This is a genomic window from Reyranella sp. CPCC 100927 (assembly GCF_007859315.1).
Taxonomy (GTDB): Bacteria; Pseudomonadota; Alphaproteobacteria; order Reyranellales; family Reyranellaceae; genus Vineibacter.
Genome location: NZ_VOHA01000001.1, coordinates 15,296 through 35,939, shown reverse-complemented (window position 1 = coordinate 35,939; position 20,644 = coordinate 15,296). Strand labels below are relative to the sequence as shown.

General features: G+C 66.4%; 13 protein-coding genes. 5 read left to right on the top strand and 8 right to left on the bottom strand.

The features are described from left to right. Nucleotides 1-10 precede the first annotated feature (10 nt). The gene (gene leuS / locus FQU96_RS00120; protein ID WP_255467745.1) at nt 11-2,626 is read left to right on the top strand and encodes a leucine--tRNA ligase; all 2,616 of its coding nucleotides are present in this window, start codon (nt 11-13) and stop codon (nt 2,624-2,626) included. A 37-nt stretch (nt 2,627-2,663) separates the two neighbouring features. Here leuS and FQU96_RS00115 read toward each other — a convergent pair whose 3' ends face one another. Both FQU96_RS00115 and FQU96_RS00110 read right to left on the bottom strand, forming a co-directional pair. Then, entirely contained in the window at nt 2,664-6,962 is a 4,299-nt protein-coding gene (locus FQU96_RS00115) for a translocation/assembly module TamB domain-containing protein (protein WP_146538810.1), read from the bottom strand. Next, nucleotides 6,962-8,806: an autotransporter assembly complex family protein gene (locus FQU96_RS00110; protein WP_178130214.1), complete on the bottom strand. Its 1,845-nt coding sequence runs from the start codon at nt 8,804-8,806 to the stop codon at nt 6,962-6,964. The genes FQU96_RS00115 and FQU96_RS00110 overlap by 1 nt, the downstream gene beginning before the upstream one ends. A 446-nt stretch (nt 8,807-9,252) precedes the next feature. Between FQU96_RS00110 and lptE the strand changes: the two genes are divergently transcribed. From lptE to FQU96_RS00095, 3 genes are read left to right on the top strand one after another with little or no spacing between them, the layout of a single operon-like run. Then, nucleotides 9,253-9,747, top strand: a complete 495-nt coding sequence (lptE, locus tag FQU96_RS00105) for an LPS assembly lipoprotein LptE (RefSeq protein WP_146538808.1) — start codon at nt 9,253-9,255, stop codon at nt 9,745-9,747. 6 nt (nt 9,748-9,753) lie between these two features. Next, nucleotides 9,754-10,833: a DNA polymerase III subunit delta gene (gene holA / locus FQU96_RS00100; protein ID WP_146538807.1), complete on the top strand. Its 1,080-nt coding sequence runs from the start codon at nt 9,754-9,756 to the stop codon at nt 10,831-10,833. Between the two features lie 19 nt (nt 10,834-10,852). Further along, nucleotides 10,853-11,614, top strand: coding sequence for an ADP-ribosylglycohydrolase family protein (locus tag FQU96_RS00095; RefSeq protein ID WP_146538806.1), 762 nt, complete (start codon nt 10,853-10,855; stop codon nt 11,612-11,614). A gap of 12 nt (nt 11,615-11,626) precedes the next feature. Here FQU96_RS00095 and FQU96_RS00090 read toward each other — a convergent pair whose 3' ends face one another. Both FQU96_RS00090 and FQU96_RS00085 read right to left on the bottom strand, forming a co-directional pair. After that, entirely contained in the window at nt 11,627-12,343 is a 717-nt protein-coding gene (locus FQU96_RS00090) for a haloacid dehalogenase type II (RefSeq protein ID WP_146538805.1), read from the bottom strand. Between the two features lie 185 nt (nt 12,344-12,528). Continuing rightward, entirely contained in the window at nt 12,529-13,734 is a 1,206-nt protein-coding gene (locus FQU96_RS00085; protein ID WP_146538804.1) for an adenylate/guanylate cyclase domain-containing protein, read from the bottom strand. A gap of 133 nt (nt 13,735-13,867) precedes the next feature. Here FQU96_RS00085 and FQU96_RS00080 point away from each other — a divergent pair, with 133 nt between their 5' ends. Then, nucleotides 13,868-14,899, top strand: a complete 1,032-nt coding sequence (locus FQU96_RS00080; RefSeq protein WP_146538803.1) for an aldehyde reductase — start codon at nt 13,868-13,870, stop codon at nt 14,897-14,899. A gap of 5 nt (nt 14,900-14,904) precedes the next feature. On the opposite strand, the gene FQU96_RS00075 is transcribed toward FQU96_RS00080, so the two are convergent. The 4 genes from FQU96_RS00075 to mnmG all read right to left on the bottom strand — a co-directional run bounded on the left by FQU96_RS00075 (nt 14,905) and on the right by mnmG (nt 20,510). Beyond that, entirely contained in the window at nt 14,905-15,930 is a 1,026-nt protein-coding gene (locus FQU96_RS00075) for a ParB/RepB/Spo0J family partition protein (RefSeq protein ID WP_146538802.1), read from the bottom strand. A gap of 42 nt (nt 15,931-15,972) precedes the next feature. Next, a complete protein-coding gene (locus tag FQU96_RS00070) occupies nt 15,973-16,827 on the bottom strand; it encodes a ParA family protein (protein WP_146538801.1) in 855 nt (284 codons plus the stop codon). 115 nt (nt 16,828-16,942) lie between these two features. After that, nucleotides 16,943-17,569 (bottom strand): 16S rRNA (guanine(527)-N(7))-methyltransferase RsmG, encoded by a 627-nt coding sequence (gene rsmG, locus FQU96_RS00065; RefSeq protein WP_146538800.1) that lies wholly within the window; start codon nt 17,567-17,569, stop codon nt 16,943-16,945. Between the two features lie 973 nt (nt 17,570-18,542). Further along, complete coding sequence (gene mnmG, locus FQU96_RS00060; RefSeq protein ID WP_146539905.1) at nt 18,543-20,510, bottom strand: tRNA uridine-5-carboxymethylaminomethyl(34) synthesis enzyme MnmG; 1,968 nt, start codon at nt 20,508-20,510, stop codon at nt 18,543-18,545. Nucleotides 20,511-20,644 lie beyond the last annotated feature (134 nt).

Below are 20,644 nucleotides of genomic sequence, written 5' to 3'. Positions count from 1 at the left end.
AGTAGGGATCGTGTCGCAACTGACCAGCACCGAGGGCCGTAACGAGCCGGTGCGCTACAATTTCCGCGAGACCGAGGCGGCGTGGCAGAAGACCTGGGCGGCGCGCGGAACCTTCACGGCGGTCGCCGACCCGTCGAAGCCCAAATACTATGTCCTGGAGATGTTCCCCTATCCGTCGGGGCGCATCCACATGGGTCACGTCCGCAACTATACCCAGGGTGACGTGGTGGCGCGGTATCGCCGCGCCAAGGGCTTCAACGTGCTGCACCCGATGGGATGGGACGCCTTCGGCCTGCCGGCCGAGAACGCGGCGATGGAAAAGAAGGTCCACCCCAAGACCTGGACCTATCAGAACATCGAAGCCATGAAGGCCCAGCTCAAGGTCATGGGCCTGTCTCTGGACTGGAGCCGCGAGGTCGCGACCTGCGATCCCACCTACTACCGGCACCAGCAGAAGATGTTCCTCGACTTCTGGAAAGCCGGGCTGGCGTACCGCAAGGAGGCCTGGGTCAACTGGGATCCGGTCGACAACACGGTGCTGGCCAACGAGCAGGTGATCGACGGCAAGGGCTGGCGCACCGGCGCCACGGTCGAACGGCGCAAACTGGCGCAGTGGAACCTCAAGATCACGCACTTTGCCGACGAACTGCTGAAGCGCCTCGATACCATGGAGCGCTGGCCCGAGAAGGTGCGCCTGATGCAGGCCAACTGGATCGGCAAGAGCGAAGGGGCCAGGGTCTTCTTCGAATTGACGGGCCCGGGCGTAACCGCTGGCGAAACGCTGGAGATCTTCACGACGCGGCCCGATACGCTGTTCGGCGCTTCGTTCATGGCCATCTCGCCCGACCATCCGCTGGCAACCCGCCTGGCGCAGAGCGACACGGCGCTGGCCGACTTCATTGCCGACTGCCGCCGCACTGGCACCAGCGCCGCCGAGATCGAGACCGCCGAGAAGAAGGGCTATCGCACGGCGGTGTCGGTAAAGCACATCGTCAAACCCGGCGAGACCCTGCCAGTCTATGTCGCCAACTTCGTGTTGATGGACTACGGCACCGGCGCCATCTTCGGTTGCCCGGCTGGCGATCAGCGCGACCTCGACTTCGCCCGCAAGTACGGCCTGCCGGTCATCCCGGTTGTGCTGCCGCCCGGTGAGAATGCAGCCGAGTTCGTGATCCGCGACGTGGCCTACGTCGACGACGGCACGCTCTACAATTCGGGCTTCCTCAACGGCTTGCCCGTGGCCGAGGCCAAGCGCGCCATCGTCCGCCACCTGGAGGAGAAGGGGGCCGGCAAGGGCACGGTACAATACAAGCTGCGCGACTGGCTGGTGTCGCGGCAGCGCTACTGGGGTTGCCCGATCCCGGCGATCCATTGCGAGAGCTGCGGCGTCGTGCCGGTACCGGAAGCAGACCTGCCGGTGACCCTGCCGGAGGATGTCGAGTTCGACACGCCCGGCAACCCGCTGGACCGGCACCCGACCTGGAAGCACGTCAACTGTCCGTCATGCGGCAAGCCGGCGCGGCGCGAGACCGACACGTTCGACACGTTCATCGATTCAAGCTGGTACTTCGACCGCTTCACGTCGGCCACATGCGCTACGGCGCCGTTCGACAAGGCCGAGCACGAGTACTGGATGCCGGTCGATCAGTATATCGGTGGCGTCGAGCACGCGATCCTGCATCTGCTGTATTCGCGCTTCTGGACGCGCGCCATGCGCACGGTCGGCCTGGCTGATCGCGACGAGCCTTTTGCCGGGCTGTTCACGCAGGGGATGGTCTGCCACGAAACCTACCGCGCCGCCGACGGCACTTGGCTGTTCCCGGATGAGGTGAAGCGCAACGACGCCGGCAGCGTCGTGCGGCTGAGCGACGGATCGCCCGTCAGCGTCGGCCGCTCCGAGAAGATGTCGAAGTCGAAGAAGAACGTCGTCGATCCCGACCAGATCATCCGCGACTACGGCGCCGACACCGCACGCTGGTTCATGTTGTCGGACTCGCCGCCCGAGCGCGACCTGGAGTGGACCGAAGCCGGCGTCGCCGGTGCCTGGCGATTCCAGCAGCGGCTCTATCGCCTGCTGAGCGGCGCCATTGCCGATCTGCCGCCGGCGACCGAGGCGAAGCCGGCGACCTTCTCCGACGCGGCGATGACGCTGCGGCGGGCAGCGCACCGCGCGATCGTCGGCGTGGGCGAAGACATCGAGCGCTTTCATTTCAACAAGGGCGTCGCGCGTCTCTATGAACTCGCCAACGCGATCGAGGCGTTCAAGCCGTCGTCCATCGACGATCGCTGGGCGCTGCGCGAGACGCTCGACATTTTCGTTCGTCTGATCGGGCCGATGACGCCCCATCTCGGCGAAGAGCTGTGGCGGATGCTCGGCGGCCAGGGCTTGCTGGCCGACACATCATGGCCCGTTCCGGATCCGGCGCTGCTGGCCGACGACGAGGTCACCATGGCCATCCAGGTGAACGGCAAGCTGCGCGCCACCATGCGGCTGGCGAAGGACGTGGCCAAGGATGTCGCCGAAGCGCAGGCGCTGGGATTGCCCGAGACTCAGCGCGCCATGGCGGGCAAGCCGGCGAAAAAGATCGTCGTCGTCCCCAACCGCATCGTCAACATCGTGGTGTGATCGTTCTTTCCTCCCCACCTCGTGGGGAGGAAAGACGTCAGTAGTCGTATTCCAGGGCGACACCGGCGCGACCGGTCGAGTTGGTGCCGACCTCGGTTTCGATCTTCACGTTGGGGATGACCTCGACCTGGACGACACCGCGCGTGTCGCCCTGCAGGCCCTGCCGGCCGCCGATATAGACTCCCGGCGCGATGTAGCGGCCACCTTCCACGGTGGCGCTGCTGACGCCCTCGGATTTGCCGGACCCATCTCCGCCGGTCCCGATGCCCAGCCGATCCAGGCCCAGCGCCTGGCGCACCGAATCGATACCGCCGCCACCGCCGCCGCCGGTCAATTCCGCCACCGCCTGTGCGATCTGCGCCAACTGGGAAGGCCCGAGTTCGGCGGCGCCCTTGCCGAACAGGAACTGCGCCAGGATCTCGTCCTGCGGCAGCTGGGGCGTCGAGCTCAGCACGATCTTGGGATCGGTCGCCGGTCCGGTCACCTTGATTTCGATGGTGACGTTGCCGTTGCGCGACGACGCGACGAAATCGATCATCGGCAGGATGCGATCGGCCGTCACCAGGCTGACCGTGCCGCGCGTGAAGTTCACGGTCCGGCCCAGGATGGCGAGCGTTCCCCGGCGCAGCCGCAGGCCACCGATCACGGCCGGCGCGGCGCTGGTGCCCGTCACCGTCAGATCGCCGGCGACCTCGGCATCCAGACCCTTACCGCGCACGAAAATGGCTTGCGGCGCATTGATCTTCAGGTCGAGCGTGATGGGCTTGGCCGGCGCCGATGCTGCCACCGGCTTGGGCGCGCCTTTGCCGATTTCCTTGACGGGCACGCTGGGCACGGCCTTGGCGGCGCCCCCCATGGCGGCGCTGATCTCGGCCCGGTCGATCTGGATCGGCCCCTGGACCGTGAGGCCGTCGGCCAGCGAACCGAAGATTCGCAGCGATGTCGTGACTTCCGCCAGCAGATCCCGTCGCCCGACCACGCGGGCGCGGCGGGTCTCGATGCGCAGATCGAGCGGCAGTGTCATCTTGGGATCCAGGCGCACGTCGCCGCTGACCGCAATATCGCCCTTGCCGACCGACGGAAGGTTGAACCGCTCGATGATCACGCGATCGTCGGCCAGCCGGATGAGACCGGTGCCCTGCGACAGCACCAGGCCCTGGGATGGCATCGCCAGCTTCAGGTCTTCCAGGCGTACCGAGCCGGAACCGCTGGGCCGACCACCGCGGCTGGCCAGCGTCACGTCGACAATCGCGTTGCCGCCCAGCTGTTGGATATCCGGGCCGGCCAGGCTGGCGAGCATGGCCAGATCGATCGGCCCCTTGATGGCGATGCGGGCATCGGGTGTCCCGCCCTGGGCCGGCAATTGCGCCGTGACGTTGAATGCCAGATTGCTGGCACCGGCAGCGAGTTGCGCCTCGACCGTGGCTTGCCGGTTGCGCATGGCCGCCTTGCCGGTCAGCGACGCGGCCGGAATCGTCGCCATGGCGATGCTGCGCATCTTGGCGTCGCGGATGGCGTAGGTCGCGTCGACCTCGGGATTGGCGCTGGCGCCGCGCATGCGGACCTGGGCCTGCAGGGCGCCGCTCATCTGCAGCTCGGCGCCGGCGAGCGCCGCGAGTTCGGCCAGGGGCAGGGCGGTGATATCGACCGACAGGTCGCTGTTGCGCGGATCGAACGTGCCGCCAGCCCGGATCTGGCCGCCGGCGAAATCCAGTCGGGTGGGTTCGATGACGGTGCGGCCACCGGTCTGGCGGATCTGCGTGGGCTGCGCCAGCGCCAACGTCCTGCCGCCGCGCGTTGCCTTCAGGCTGTCGATGTCGAGGACCGTCTCGTCACCGTTCAGCCGCGCCTTGATGGCGGTGCTGGCCTGCAGGCCGGTTCCGGACACATCGGCGGTTGCCGCGATCGCGGTGCGATCGCCATTGGCCTTGAGTGATACGGTGTGAACTTCAGCGACGCCGCGCAGCGCGTTGATGGCGACAGTGGCATCAAAGGCGGTGCGACCCAGCGGATCGGTGACGGTGGCGTCGCCCTTCAACGTGCCGATACCGAGCGTGCCGGCTGCCAGGTTCGTGCCGCGCAACGCGATTTTCATGCGGCCATCATTCGCCGCCGGGTCGGGATCGACCGCAAGCTCCAGCCGGCCGCCCAGGGGCTGGCCCGCCAGGGCGCTGAAATCCTTGAGATCCTCGACCACCAGACGAGCCGTACCGGAGGCCGACGTGCGATCCATCATCAAATCGCGGATCGACAGGCTCAGCTTGCCCAGCGACGCCTCGAATGTCGGGATCGACAGGCGCTGGCCTGCCGTCGCGGTCACCTGGCCCTTGGCGCGGAGCGGTCGGTCGCCGGTGGTGCCGTCGAGCTGCAGCGTGCCGTCCAGGCCGTCCTGGCGCAGCGCGACATTCGCATCGACATCGAGGCGCTCGATCGTCGTGCCCTCGAGCTTCGCCTCGGCGAGCTGCGCCTTGAGCTTCACGGTCCGGCGCTCATCGCCCGCATCGACGTGAATATCGCTGCGCAGGCTGCCGGTGAAGCGCGGATCGATGGCGGCAAGCTTCGGCAACGCAATGGCCACGTCGAGCGCGCCGGTGGCGCCGCGCCCCGTACCACTGCCCTTGATCGAGAACGCGTCCGATTCGACGGTCGACGGCTCGAGGCGCCAGTTGCCGCTCTGCTGATCGAAGGTGCCGTTCGCCGTCAGGCGCACGGCCGGTGCCAGCAGCGCGGGTGGCACATTCGGCACGACGGCATCGCGCAGGTTGGCCTCAACGGCGAACGTCTGCGCCTCGAGCGTGCCGCTGACGCGGGCTTTCAGCTGCGCCGCGCCGCTCATCGGTTGACCGGCGAGCGCCGACACGGCCTTGAGATCGGGAACCTCCACCGTCGTGGTCGCATCGATGCGCTTGTCCGGCGCCATGGTGCCGGATGCCGTGGCGTTGGCCAGCGACGACGTGAAATTGAAGGCCGACAGGTTGATCTGACCCGCCGCGTTGCGCTCGCCGCTCGCGGTGATGCGCAGGTCGCTCGCCGATGCATCCGCGCCGCTGGCCAGCGGCCATGCGACGGACCCGATGGTGCCGTCGATGCCGCCGCGCAGCGCCGGGCCAGCCGACAGGTTGGCGCCCTGGATCGACGCCTTCAGGTCGACGCCCTTGATGGTTCCGGGTGCCACCTTCAGCTCCGCGGCCTTGACCGCCAGCGTGCCGTCGAGCGCCTTCAGCGTGCCGTTCGCCTGCATCTCCAGCTGCAGTCCCTGCCAGCCGGCGCCCGGCATGATGGCGGCCAGCATGGCGGGATCGCCGCCAGTCGCCGTCACGCGCAGCTGCAGTCGCTCGTCGCCGGGGTTGTATGTGCCGCTGGCCGCGGCGTCCAACGGCGCGCTCGCAATCCGTACGCTGCGGATGTCGATATTGCCGGCTGTCGCCAGCAGAACGTCGGCGTCGATCTTGACCGGTCGAGCGAGCGCTGCTGACCAGACCGGATCGGGCAGCTTGCCGCCCTGCAGCTCGAGCGCCACCGTCACCTGGCGTCCCGCGGAATCGGATCGCATGCCGCCCGACCCGTTCACGCGCAACGCGTCGCCGGCCTCGAACGTGATCTCGCCTTGGGCGCTGGTACGCGATCCTTCGGCCTTGACCTTGCCCGCCGTGCGCGCCAGGTCGGGTCGGCCCAGCATGACCGCGACCACGCCGCCCTGGCCTTCGTCGAAATCGCCTTCGATGGTCCCCACGCCCCGCGCGGCATCGTAACCGGAGCGCACCGCGAGGCGTCCCTGGCCATCGCTGCGCGTGGCTGTCAGCTGCAGGTTGTTGCCGCCCGCCGTGCCATGGATGCGGGCGGCACCCTCGATGCGCCAGCGTGACTCGATCCCCATCAGCGGGGCACCGAGATGCAACTCGTCGACCGCCAGCGATCCCACTGTCAGACGCAACGGCAGATCACCCCCACCGCCATCGGCCGCCGTTTCCTGTGGCGGTGGCGGATTGGCCGGTGGCTCGGGCGGACGGCGCACGTCGATGCGCGCGGCGCGGATGGTCTCGATATCGAGGCGACCCGCGAAAAGCGGCAGGAACGACCACGACAACTGCGCGTCATCGACCGCAAGCCAGACGCCCTTGGCGTCGGCCATCTCGACCTTGGCCAGGCGCAGGTTGGTCGGGAAGAATCCGGATGGCCCCTCGATGCGCAACGTGCTGTCCGGCGTCGAGGCGACCTTCGACACCATGTCGAACAGGGCGCGCTGGCCGGCACCGGTCTGCAATGCCACGAACAACAGGACGACGACGCCGACCACACCGGCGACGATGCGGAGCAGGAGTCGGCGGATACGCATCAGAAGGCCTGCCCGATACTGATGTAGATGCCAAACCAGGAATCACCCGACCGGCGATTGAGCGGCGTGGCGACATCGGCGCGAATCGGGCCGAAGTCGCTGTAGTAGCGCACGCCCACGCCGGCACCGATCCGTGGTGACTCGCCCTTGCTGCCGGGCAGGGAGCTGGCGTACGCCGTGCCGGCGTCGACGAAGGCGACGGCCCCGAACGTGCTGGTCAGTCGTTGCCGAACCTCGACGCTGCCCTCGACGATACTCTGGCCACCCAGCGGGTCGCGATTGGAGTCGCGTGGTCCGGCGCTTTGATAGGCGAAGCCACGCACCGATCCGCCGCCGCCGGCATAGAACAACTTGTCGGGTGGCACCGCATCCTTGCGCGCGCCGGGCATGCTGCCCACCGACGCCCGCAACGCGAGAACCGTCGTGCCGCTGCCCGTCATGTCGAAATAGGTGCTGCCGGTTGCCCGCATTTTCACGAATGGCTTGGCGATATCGTGCACCTGGAAGTAGGGCGTGACATCCACGAGCAGCCGATAGCCGCGTGTCGGATCGAGCGCGTCGTTGGACCGGTCCAGCGTGGCGCCGAGCGGCAGGCCCAGCAGCAGGTACGTTTTACGCCCGAGCCTGTCGGTCTCCACCACTTCACTCTCGAACGACACGCCCGCCCGAACGATAAGCCCCTTGTTGACGAGACGATCGATACTGCCGCTCACCAGTGCCGAGCGGCGGCGATAAGCGTCGGTGATCTCGCGAAGAACGCCGCCCTGGAGATTGAGCGCCTGATCGAGCCGCAGGAAATCGGGCTTGCGGTACTGGGCGGCCACCGCGAAGCCGGTATCGGCCAGCTTGTTCTCGACGAGCCGCGTCGCTTCTGCCGACAGGCGCAGCGAGTCGGCCACGCCAGTCAGGTTGCGATGAAGCCAGTAGGCACGCAGGCCGGCACCTTCGGATGTGGCGTAACTGACGGAGAAACCGATCGTGCGCGGCAGCCGCTCGACAACCTCGACCTCGACCGGCAGCTGACCCTGGGCGTCCAGCTCCTTGCCCCGGATGATGTTGATGCTGCCGAAGATGCCCAGCTCGGTCAGACGAGCGCGCAGGTCCTCGATCCGATCGGGATGATACGGCTCACCCGGCCGAAACGGCACGCGGTTCTCCACGAACGCGGCGTCGGTGCGCTGCAGGCCCCGGAACGTCACCGTGCCCATGGTCGCCGGCGGACCGGGCTCGACGCGCCACGTGATGCGCGCCGTGTTGGTATCGCGGTTGACGATGACCTCGCGGTTCGCAATCCGCGCGAGCGCATAGCCCTGACGCTGGAGCTGCGACAGCAGTTCATCATCGGTGGCCAGGATCTTGGCGGCAACGGCTGGCTGGCCCACGGCGAGCGGAAACTTGTCGCGTACCAGGACAGGCTTGGACGTCCCCGGTACGACCACATCCATGCTCTGCACCGTGAAGCGCGGGCCGGTTTCGACCGCCACGTCGACCCTGACATCGGTACCCTTCGGCAGCGCGTCGATGGCATCCAGGGCCATCGGGTCGTCGATGTCCGAGCCTGCGGCGCGCGCCTCGACGCGCGAGGCGTAGTAGCCTTGCGATCGCAGCGACTTGACCACCAAATCACGCTGGCCCTGCGCCCGTTGCAGGATCGTGACGGCCGTGGCGCCGCCGGTCTGCTGCTCGGCGTCGACCTTGATCAGCGCCTCCAGTTCCTCGCGCAGCGCCGCATCGACGTCACCGTTGAACCGCAGCTCGACCACGGTCTTGCCATGTGTCGCCGGCGCCGCGGTCGTCGGTGGCGCGGCGGGCGGGGCATCTGACGTCTGCGCCACAGCCGCCATGGATGCCAGCGCCAGCGCAAGGGCACTCGCGGGAGGCGTTATCCTCCGGGACAATGCGATCGACCGAATGCCGACGCGGCGAAGTAGACCGAGTTTATCCTGCATCCCGATGAGACCGTACCCCAGATCGCACCCAAAGAAACAGCTCCGGTGCGCGACCGGCGGCATGTCGGCCCACACCCACACCATTGTCTCGATGCGGCCTTGGTCTGGTATCGCAGCTATCATCCCACAACATCAAGGCTGCAGCGCGCATACGGTTCCTTCCGCCGTTGCCGGATGGCGCATACTGCACGATAGTGGCGATACCCGGGCTGCGCCCGAGAACTCTTGTTTGAAAAATCTCAGGGGCCTGAAACGTGCGCCTGCTCTCGCGTTTGCATCGTCATGAAATCACATCGGCCAGCCAATACACGGCGCGGTGGTGCACTGCACTGGCGTTGGCCATGATGCTGACCGCCTGCGGGTTCGAACCCATGTATGCCGAACGCACCGGAACGCCACCGGCGGGCACACCGGGACAGGGGGGCGGTGTACAGAGCGATATGTCCGGCACACGCGTCGCGACCATCCAGGACCGCGTCGGCCAGATGCTGCGCAACCAACTCATCGACCGCCTCAATCCGCAGGGCGAGCCCGCGACCCCGCTCTACTATCTCACGGTGCGGCTGAACGAGCAGAAGGACGAGGTCTTGACGCGCAGCGATCAGTTCTCGACTGCGACCAATCTGCGCTTGAATGCCGACTACGACATCCGCGATCCGCAGGGCAACGTGCTGACCACCGGCTACAGCCGCGCCATCACCCGCTACAACACGCTGCAGTCGCAGTACGGCACCATCGCCGCCGAGGACAACGCGCGCGAGCGCGCCAGTCGCGAAGTCGCCGATGACATCCGTGCCAAGCTCGCCGTGTTCTACGCCCATCGCCGTGGCCTATGATCGGCCATGGACGTCAAGGCCGCCCAGTCTGAGTCCTTCGTCGCCGGCTATCTGCGCAAGCCCGACCCAGCCCTGCGCGTGGCGCTGATCTATGGCAACGACGAGGGCATGGTCGCCGAGCGCGGCCGATCGCTGGCGCAATCAATCTGCCCCGACCTCACCGATGCGTTCCGGGTGGTCGAGCTGACCGGCCCTCAGCTCAAGGACGATCCGGCGCGACTCGCTGATGAATTCCAGTCGCTGTCGTTGATCGGCGGCCGGCGGGTGGTGCGCGTGCGGCCGGCCGGCGACGAGTCGAGCAACGCCGTCGAGGCCGTATTCGCCGCTACCGCCGGCGATGCACTGATCGTGCTGGAGGCCAGCAACCTGGCCCCGACGTCGACCTTGCGAAAACTGGTGGCGGCCGCCGACGCCGGTGCTGCCATCGCCTGCTTCGAGGACGGCGAGCGGGCCCTTGAAGGCCTGGTCGAATCGGTGTTGAGTGCCGCCGGCCTGCGCGCCGACAACGATGCGCGCGACTATCTCATCGACAATCTCGGCGGTGACCGCGGTCTCTCGCGCAGCGAGTTGGAAAAGCTCGCGCTCTACAAGGGTATCGCCAAGAGCGATACACCGGCAGCGGACCGCACCGTCACCGTCGCCGACGCGCAAGCCGTGATCGGCGACAGCGCCGCGATCGGCCTCGATGATGCGGTCTACGCCGCTTTCGACGGCGATCCCGGTGCGCTCGACCGGGCACTGGACCGCGTCTTCGCCGAGGGCATGGCGCCGGCGGCGGCGGTGCGGGCGCTGCAGCGTCATACCGACATGCTGCACCGGCTGGCGGGCGCCATCGACGGCGGCGCCCGCCCCGACGATGCGATCATGCGGCTGCGACCGCCGCCGCATTTCAGCCGGCGCGCCGCTCTCCAGCGCCAGGCCCGCCTGTGGCCCGCGCAGCGGCTGGGCGACCTGATCGACCTGCTGCTGGAAGCGGACATGCAGTGCAAGACCACGGGCCTGCCCGACGAGGCGATCCTGCGCCGGGCGGCATTGCGGATCGCGCAAGGCGCGCGAGCGCTGGCCAAGGCACCGGCCCGTCGCTGATTTCTCGAGGAGGCCGTCCATGCTGGGCGCCATCGCCGGAGACATCGTTGGTTCGCGGTTCGAAGGCAGGGATCCACCGAAACGCGATTTCGCGCTGTTCCATCCGCAGTGCCGGTTCACCGACGACAGCGTGTGTACGCTGGCCGTCGCCGACGCCTTGATGGGCGATCGTGATTTCGCCGGCAGCTTGCGCGCCTTCACGCAGCTGCATCCGGATCGCGGCTACGGCGGCATGTTCCTGGCGTGGGCCTTCACCGATGACGCTCCTGCCTACGGCAGTTGGGGCAACGGTGCACCGATGCGTGTCGCCGCCGTCGGCTGGCTGGCACGAGACGAAATAGAAGCCCGCGATTTGGCCGCGGCGCAGGCCAGCGTGACCCACAACCATCCCGCCGCCATCGCTGGCGCGCAGGCCGTCGCGCTCGCGATCCTGCTCGCGCGATCGGGCGTGCCGCGCGCCGAATTGCGGCAGCGCATGATTACCGACTTCGGTTACGACCTTGCGCCGGAGCGGGCGCTGGTCGGCGGTGGTTTCGATGTCTCGGCCGCCGGCACCGTACCGCCGGCACTCACGGCGGCCTTTGAGACCGACAGCTGGGAAGCCGCCGTGCGCACGGCTGTGTGCCTGGGCGGCGACACGGACACGCTGGCTTGCATCGCGGGCTCGGTTGCCGAAGCGATCCACGGCCTACCCGCCGACATCGCCGCCGCTGTGCCCAGCTACCTGACTCCTGATCTGCGTGACGTCGTCACGCGATTTACCGCTGCCGTCGGGTCCTGACAATCACGGGCGTCAGCAACCGAGCTTCTGCGCCAGGTTGATGAAACTCTCGGCGGGGATGTCGACGACGCTGGCATCGGCCACCAGGTCGGTCTTCTGGTCGGGCCCGTGCTCGGTGGGGCGTGCGACGAATGCCGTCGCCAGGCCCTGGGCCTTGGCTGCCTTCAGATCACCGTTGTGCGCCGCCACCATCAGCACCTGCGCCGGCTCCAGGTCGAGCATGCGGCAAGCGGCCAGGTAGGCCTCGGGCGTCGGCTTGAAAGCGCGCGCCGTCTCGGCGCCCAGCACGCAGTCCCACGGCAGACCGGCACGTTTGGCCATGTTCACGATCAAGGCGATGTTGCCGTTGGAGCAGGGCGCGATGATGTGCTTGGTTTTCAATCGCGTCAGACCCGCAACCGCATCGGGCCACGGATCGAGCCGGTGCCAGGCGCGATTCATATGGTCGATGTCCGCCTCGCTCAGTTCCTTGATCGCGAACTCGCCGATCAGCCGCACGAGGCTTTCACGATGCAGCACATCGAGGATGGTGAAAGGGCGCCGGCCGCTGCGCACTTCTTCCATGGCCGGCTGGTAGAGTTTGCGCCAGGCCACGGCGAAGGCGAGCCAATCGATGCCGGTGATGCCTTTGCTGGCGGCAAACGCCGCAAGATCCCGGCTGACGCTGGTCCGCCAATCGACCACGGTGCCGAAGACGTCGAAGATGCAGGCCTTGATGTCGGCTGCCATGAGTCCCTCGCTTCACGATCTGAGCGCCGATCAAGAACCAAGTCGGGCGCCCTGTCGAGGGTCCGTGTTGGCGCGATCGGCGCGCATGGAGGGGATCAGGCGCCGCCTGCAATCGACGCAATCAGGGGACTCACCGGTCTACTACATCTGAACCAGCGCATGGACCTTTCCGCGATGGACCAGGTTCAACCGCCCTCGATGTCCAGCGTGAACAATTCCTGGGGGCGAGCGACACCGCGCAAGGCGTAGCGTCCCAGTGATACGAGTTCACCTCGCCGCGGACCGCATTCGGCGGCGAACGGCGACGAGACGAGAAGCTTCTGATCCAACGTACGGCTGAGGGCCGCGATGCGCGACGTCTCATTGACCGCCGTTCCCAGCACGGTGAAGTCGAGCCGTGTGGCACTTCCGAAATTGCCGTACAGCACCTCGCCCACATGCAAGGCCAAGGTGACGTCCGTGATCGGCAGCCCAGCCGCGCTTCGCGATGCCTTGAGGGCATCGACGCGCGTGCGCATCACCCGCGTCGCATCGAGCGCGCGACCGCACGCAGCGACGAGGTTGTCGTCGCGGAAGATCGCCAGAATGCCGTCGCCGATGAATTTCAGGACATCGCCGCCATGCACCTCGATCGCCTCGACCACGACCTCGGCGTAAGCATTGAGCATTGCCAGCAGCTGATCGGCAGGATTCTCGTCGGCGATCCGCGTGAAACTGGTGAGGTCGCTTGACCAGATCACCGCATGAACCGACTCGGCCTGGCCGCGCACGATATTGCCGGCCAACACGCGGCCGGCCGCGTCAGTGCCCAGATACGTGGCCAGGAATGTCCGGCCTAGCAAAGCCATCCGCTGGGCATGCAGCGCCAGTGCCAACGCCGGCATGGCGCCGCGCAACCGCACGAGATCATGATCGGTGAAGCCGCTCTCTCGATCGGTGGCAAAGGATGCGTAAACCTCCTCGACCTGTCCGACACACAGCATGCCGCCGAATGCCACCACCGTCGCGAGATAGTCGCTCGCCCCTTGCTGCTTCAGATCTGGCAGAACCGGAAACCGCGCGACCGCAGCTGCGTCGTCGAGCTTCAACCGCAGTTCGGACGCACCGGCTTGCATCATCGCGTAGAAGGGACTCGTCCGCCATTCGTCGGCGGGCAGGCTGCCGTCACCGCGCAGGACATCGGTGTCCGTGGTGGGATCACCACGCCGCCAGCGCAGCGTGCGTGCCGCCAACGTCGGATGCAGCATGTCCGATCCAACGAACACGCGAAAAACCGGCACGCCTTCCGCCAACAGCCGTTCGCAAAAGCCATGCAACAGTGCAACATCGCCGATGCCGCGCAGGCCCTCGGTGATCAGCCAGTCCTGGAGTGACGTGGACGCATTCGACATACCGCGGATGCTAGCACGATCCCCCGGCCAGGCTCACATGCGCACCTCGGCCGCCCTATACGCGATATCTGTTCATTGATTACTGAAAGGGGAAGAGCTAATAATCGCCTTAATTCCCTAAAGGGAGGATGTCATGAACGATGCCACCACCGTGCTGGTCACGGGTGGATCGGGGTTCATCGGCGCCTGGTGCATCATCGGCCTGTTGCAGCGCGGCTATCGCGTCCGTGCCACGGTGCGCGACCTGAAGCGTTCGGCCGAGGTCCGGGCCATGGTTGGAACCGAGGTCGATCCGGCGGACCGGCTGTCGCTCGTGGCCGCCGATCTATCGGATGATCGCGGCTGGGGCGGCGCCGTGCAGGATTGTGCCTATGTGCTGCACGTCGCCTCGCCGTTTCCGCCATCGCAACCGCGCGACGCTAACGAACTGATCGTGCCGGCGCGTGATGGCGCGTTGCGTGTGCTGCGCGCCAGTGTCGCCGGCGGCGTCCAACGCGTGGTGCTGACCTCCTCGACGGCGTCGGTCACGTACTGCCGGCAGACGCCGCGACCCGATCCGCTGACGGAAGAGCATTGGACCGATCCGACACACCCCGATGCCACGCCCTACGTCCAGTCCAAGACCATCGCCGAGCGCGCCGCCTGGGACTTCATGCGCGACAACGGCGGCGCCACGACCTTGAGCGTGGTCAATCCGTGCGCCGTGCTTGGACCTGTGCTGGGACGTGACTTCTCGTATTCCGTGCAGATCGTCGAACGCCTGATGAAGGGCGATCTGCCGGGCTCGCCACGCCTGGGTTTTCCTCTGGTCGACGTCCGCGATATCGCCGACCTCCACATCAGTGCCATGACCGCACCACAGGCAGCCGGCGAGCGATTCATCGGTGCCGGCCGGTTCATGTGGATGGCCGATGTTACGCACGTGCTGAAGGACAGGCTCGGTCCGGCGGCACGCAAGGTACCAACGCGCACATTGCCCAGCTGGCTGGTCCGGCTCGTAGCGCTCGTCGACCAGGGACTACGCCCTGTCGTGAGCGAACTCGACAAGCGGCGCAACTATGCGTCGGACAAGGCTCGCCAGGTGCTGGGGTGGACGCCGCGCCCGCTCGAAGACTCAATCGTCGATTGTGCCCGGAGCCTGATCAAACATGGCGTGGTGCGGTAGGGCGGTTACCGGCGTCGCGTCAGACGCTCCACGACGTCGTCCATCTGATCGAAGTTGTCCATCCAGATGGTGAGCTGAGTCTGTTCCGCGGGACCGGTAACGTCGATCGTCACCTTCAGGCCCAGAGCCTCCTCGATCGAGCGTTCCAGCCCGCGAGTCTCGGCCGTCTTGCCTTTGCTCGAGGCGCCGGGTGCAGCGACGGGCCCGGCAGCGTCCTTGTTGCCGCCCGACGCCGTCGGCGGTTGTCCCGCCGCGGTCCATGATGGCGGCAGGCCGCGCCCGTCCCAGCCAGCCTTGCTGGCTTCCTTCGCGTCGGCGGCAAGCTGCTCGGCACGGCGCGCCGTCAGCTTTTTGGTGATGATGTAGTCGGCCAGGAAGGCCGGATCGGGCGTGCCGATCAGCGCACGTGCGTGGCCCATGTCGAGGCGGCCTTGCTCGATGTGAACCTGGACGGCCGCCGGCAATTCCAGCAGCCGCAGAATGTTGGCGACATGACTGCGGCTTTTGCCGATGGTCTCCGCCAGGCGTTCCTGGGTGTGACGGAACTCATCGACCAGGCGCCGATACGCGCGCGCTTCCTCGATCGGGGTCAGGTCGGCGCGCTGAACGTTCTCGATCAGCGCGATCTCGAGAACCTCGCGATCATCCAGCGGACGGACGACGACAGGAACGTCATGCAGCTGGGCCTGCTGCGCGGCACGCCAGCGCCGTTCGCCGGCGACGATCTCGTACCGGTTCGGCGTGTCGGCAACCGGCCGCACCAGCAGGGGCTGCACCAGGCCATGGGCTTTGATGCTATCGGCCAGCTGCGCGATCTGCGCCGGATCGAACACCGTCCGCGGCTGATACCGGCTGGCTTTCAGCCATGTGATCGGGATCGTGGTGACACCCGGCCCCAGCGCGGATGCTGGCGGCGCTGGTTCGGACGACGGTGCACTCGACGGCGGTGGCGGTGGCGCCGCCTGCACATCGTCGCCCAGCAAGGCCGCGAGCCCGCGTCCCAATCCGCGCGGCTTGGGTTCCTTGGTCATGACATCCATCTCATCGAGGACACGCTTTGGTTGTAGTCTTGATCACGCGGCCTGAGGCCGTGCCGGCACACCATTGCGACGACGATGCAGCAGTTCGCTCGCCAACAGAATGTAAGCCTGCGAGCCGGTGCAGGTGTGATCGTAGAGCAGGACAGGCAGGCCGTGCGACGGAGCCTCGGAAACCCGGACGTTTCTGGGGATGGTGGTCCCAAAGACGACATCGGCGAAGTGCCCGCGTACGTCGCGTTCGACCTGTTGGGCCAACGTGTTGCGTCGGTCCATCATGGTGAGGACGACACCGTCGATGTACAATTTTGGGTTGAGTGCTCGACGCACACGCTCGATCGTACGCGTCAACTGCCCCAAGCCCTCCAGGGCGAAGAACTCACACTGCAGCGGCACCAGGACAGCCTCCGCCGCAGCCAGGGCGTTGACCGTCAGCAGGCCCAAGGAGGGAGGACAGTCGATCAGCAGGACATCCCAATGACTGAGCTTGCCCTCGAGCGCATCCCGCAGGCGGAACTCACGGTTCTCGAGGTCGATCAACTCCAACTCCGCGCCGGCCAGATTGACGCTGGCGGGCACGACTTCGAGATTGGGGATTCGGGTTGCCGCTATGGCTTGCGGTAGTTGAGCGAAACCACACAATAACTCGTAGGTACCTGTCCCTCGGGCACTGATGTCGACGCCCAGTCCAGTCGACGCGTTGCCTTGGGGATCGAGGTCGATCAGCAGCACCTTCTGGCCGACGGCAGCCAAGGCGGTCGCAAGATTGATCGCCGTTGTGGTCTTGCCGACACCACCCTTCTGGTTGGCAATCGCATACACACGCGGCGGCGACGAAGCCGCTGAAGGTGGTAGGGCCGAGACGGTGGCAGAGGAGGGGGCGTCGGCCATCAGCACTATGGATTGTGGTGGGCAGTCAGAAGAGACTTATCATTTAGTGTTCGCAGACAGCAAGGATACCCGTCTTGGATGATGGGGAACCGCGTGCCCAGCGGCGGCACGGCGCTCAGCGTCGGGATCGCAGGCGGGCGATCCTCAGGATCGCGGCGTCCGGCGCCGTCACACTGGGCACGCGGTCTATGTCCATCATCCAGGAGCGTTCGGCGTCGGTCAATTCGGCATCAAGCCCTTTGCCCTTGTGGAAAAGGCAAATAGTGGGGTCAGTTACGAATTGATGAGCCCAATCCAGCAGCTTGGGCAGCGGCGCCAAGGCCCGCGCAGTGACAATATCGGCTGCGTTTGTACCGGTTGCCTCGATCCGCTGGTTGAGGATGCTGGCATTCGGCGCCGCACGCCGCGCGACGTCACCCAGGAAGGCCGATTTGCGAACGTCCGATTCAACCAGTCGGACTGACAGATCCGGGCGGACAATCGCGAGGGTCAAGCCGGGGAATCCGGCACCGGACCCAAGATCGACCAGGGTTCGGGCATCGGGTGGAATCAGAGGCAGAACCTGCAGGCTATCCAGGATATGGCGCCCCCAGATATCGCCAAGGGTGCTGTTGGCAACCAGGTTGATGGCCGGTTGCCACTTTCGAAGCGCCTCGACATGCAGGTCGAGGCGCTCCCACGTCTCCGGTGGTAGCGCCAGACCGAGTTTGGCAGCGGCTGCGGTGGCTTCTTCGCGGGTCATTGTTCCACATGAAACAATCGAGTGCGCCCGTCATAGAGGTTTTCGGGCGCGGCGCGAACCCTGCACGACCGAAACTGCCTCGGACCGAGACCCCAGCGAACCGCGAGGGCTTCCTGGCCATCTGCGGCGGGTCATCCCACCACGATCCGGTATGTTCCACGTGAAACGCGTTGGCAGAGGTTCAACAAGGTGAGGCCCTTGGATGGTGAGGGAAGCGAAGGGGACCCGCCAATGCCTCTGGTCTTGGGTCAGCAACGTCGCCCACAGGCGGCACGAAGCAGAGCCGACTTTTTGCTGCGGAATTCCACGAAGGTGTGTCGCCGGCACCACCTGTGCCGTATGTCCGTGTTTCACGTGAAACACATCCAAGGGACCTTTCCCTGAGCGCCTCAAGGGCCGGAATGAGGATGATGACGCTTCAGGTACGGACTGTACGCCCTATCCTGTGCCCACCTGAGCATCCAACTTTGAGGCGCGGCGGCGCATGCTCATGGCATCGCGACCCGCTACATCTGCGGGATGCGTCTCCAGAAAGAGCCATGGCGCAGCCTGGCCACGGCCTGTGGCATGTGGATCCTGAGGGGCGCCGGCCGTTCTCGGTCCTCGAAGCTCACGGACAGCGCTACGTTGGGCGTGTCGATCCCTGGTTACCGGAAGGGAGACCGGCCCGGAGATCGGCAGGGTGATTGACGGTTCGGCCTGGGGTTCGACTACGCACCGAGGCTGCCGATCTCCCAGGTGTTTGACAGCTCCACCGGACGCACGTCATTCACGTGAACGAACCAGCCAACACGACGTCGATCACCGTTGCCGCGAAGCTCGGTTCCGATAGGCTCCGGTCAGAGTGAACACAGGGAAAGCCGTCGGCAATCTATGGTCAATCGCGCGACACTTGGCGCTCGAAACGAACACGCCGACAGTCGGTGATCTGTCAGGGTCATCCATAAACCGCCGGAAATTCCTGAGCTGACCGCTACGCCGCTCGTGACCGTCGGCGAACGTGCTTCAGGAGAGCCACAAGGGCCGCCGGCGTCACGCCGGCGATCCGGGCCGCCTGGCCGAGTGTCCCGGGTCGCTGGGCCATGAGCTTCTGGCGAATTTCGGCCGACAGGCTGCCGATCGCGCCGTAGTCGAGGTTGCCGGGCAGGTGCAGAGCCTCGTCGCGCCGATAGGCTTCGATGTCGGCCTGCTGTCGACCAAGATAGCCTTGATAAAGGGCATCGATCTCAAGCTGCTCGGCAATGGCAGGGCTGATCGCCGACAGTGCCGGCCACACGGACGCCAGCCGCGCGATGGACATACCGGGATAACCGAGCAGGTCGATCGCCGACCGGACAACCCCATCCTGATTGACTGAAATGCCGTGCTTGACCAGTGCCGACGGGCTCATCAGCAGCGATTGTCCCAGATCGCGCGCCGCCGCCAGCGCGGCCGTCTTGGTTGCATGGGCCGCCCGTCGCTCAAGGCCGACACAACCGACCGCCAACCCGCGCTGGGTCAGCCGCTGGTCGGCATTGTCCGTGCGCAGCCGCAGCCGGTACTCGGCGCGCGACGTAAACATCCGGTACGGTTCCGGCGCTCCCTGGGTCACCAGGTCATCGACCATCACGCCGATATAGGCGTCGGCACGATCCAGCACGAACCCATCCGCGATGCCTGCCCCCGAGCCGCGCCCTGCCCGTAGAGCGGCATTGACGCCGGCCACGATTCCCTGCGCCGCGGCTTCCTCGTATCCGGTCGTCCCGTTGATCTGGCCGGCCAGATACAGGCCCGGGATACGGCGTGTTTCCAGCGTCGGCCAGAGTTCGCGCGGGTCGACGTAGTCGTATTCGATGGCATAGCCCGGCCGGAGCATTGTCGCCCGGTCCAGTCCCGGAATGGTCTTCAGCAGATCGCGCTGAACCTCGCGCGGCAGCGAGGTGGAGATCCCGTTGGGGTAGACAGTGACGTCGTCCAGGCCTTCCGGCTCGAGAAAAATCTGATGTCGATCCCGCTGGCCAAAACGGACCACTTTGTCCTCAATTGAAGGACAATAGCGCGGGCCCGTCGAGTCGATCTGCCCCGAATACATGGGCGCGCGGTGCAGGTTGGCCTGGATCAGGGCATGAGTGGCTGGCGTCGTGGAAGTAAGGAAGCAGGAAATCTGCGGGACCGTGATCTCCGACGTCAAATAGGAGAAGGGCAGGGGCGGATCATCGCCCTTCTGTTCCTCCAGAGCCGCCCAATCGATCGTACGGCCATCGAGCCGCGGTGGCGTTCCGGTCTTGAGCCGACCCAGTCGGAAACCGAAACGGGCAAGGGTTGCCGCCAACCCTGACGCCGGCGGTTCCAGCGCATCGAGCGAGGCCGCCGCGGCGGACGCCGGCAGATCGGCGGGTCCACCCTGACTCCGCTGACCGCGCGCCCGCCCCGCCGGAATCTTGACCTCGCCGCAGTGGATGAGGCCGCGCAGGAACGTGCCGGTGGTGATCACCACCGCGCCGCCGCGGATCTGTTCGCCCGCCGCCGTCACCACACCACAGATCTGACCGGCGGAATCGAGCAACACGTCCTCGATCGCGGCGGCGTGGATCTCCAGGTTTTCCTGTTCGGCCAACAACGCCTGGACGGCGCTTCGATAGAGCGCCCGATCCGCCTGGGCGCGAGGTCCGCGTACGGCCGGCCCCTTGCTGGCATTGAGCATCCGGAACTGGATGCCGGCCCGATCGATGGCGCGCGCCATGATGCCATCCAGTGCATCGATCTCGCGCACCAGATGTCCCTTGCCCAGGCCCCCGATCGCGGGATTACAGGACATTTCCCCGATCGTCGCCCGGTCGTGCGTCACCAGCACCGTGCGCGCACCCATGCGCGCCGCGGCGGCAGCCGCTTCGGTGCCGGCATGTCCGCCGCCGACCACGATCACGTCATAGGACGCTTGTGCTGTGCCGCCGCTCGTCATGCGGCGCACAGTGGGAATCCTGCTCCCCGAGTCAAGTCATACGTGGCCCGGCACCCCGCCGAGCACCACGCACCCGACAACTGAGTTCCCACCGGCTACGCCGACCACAAGCACTGAACGGCGCACGGTGGCGT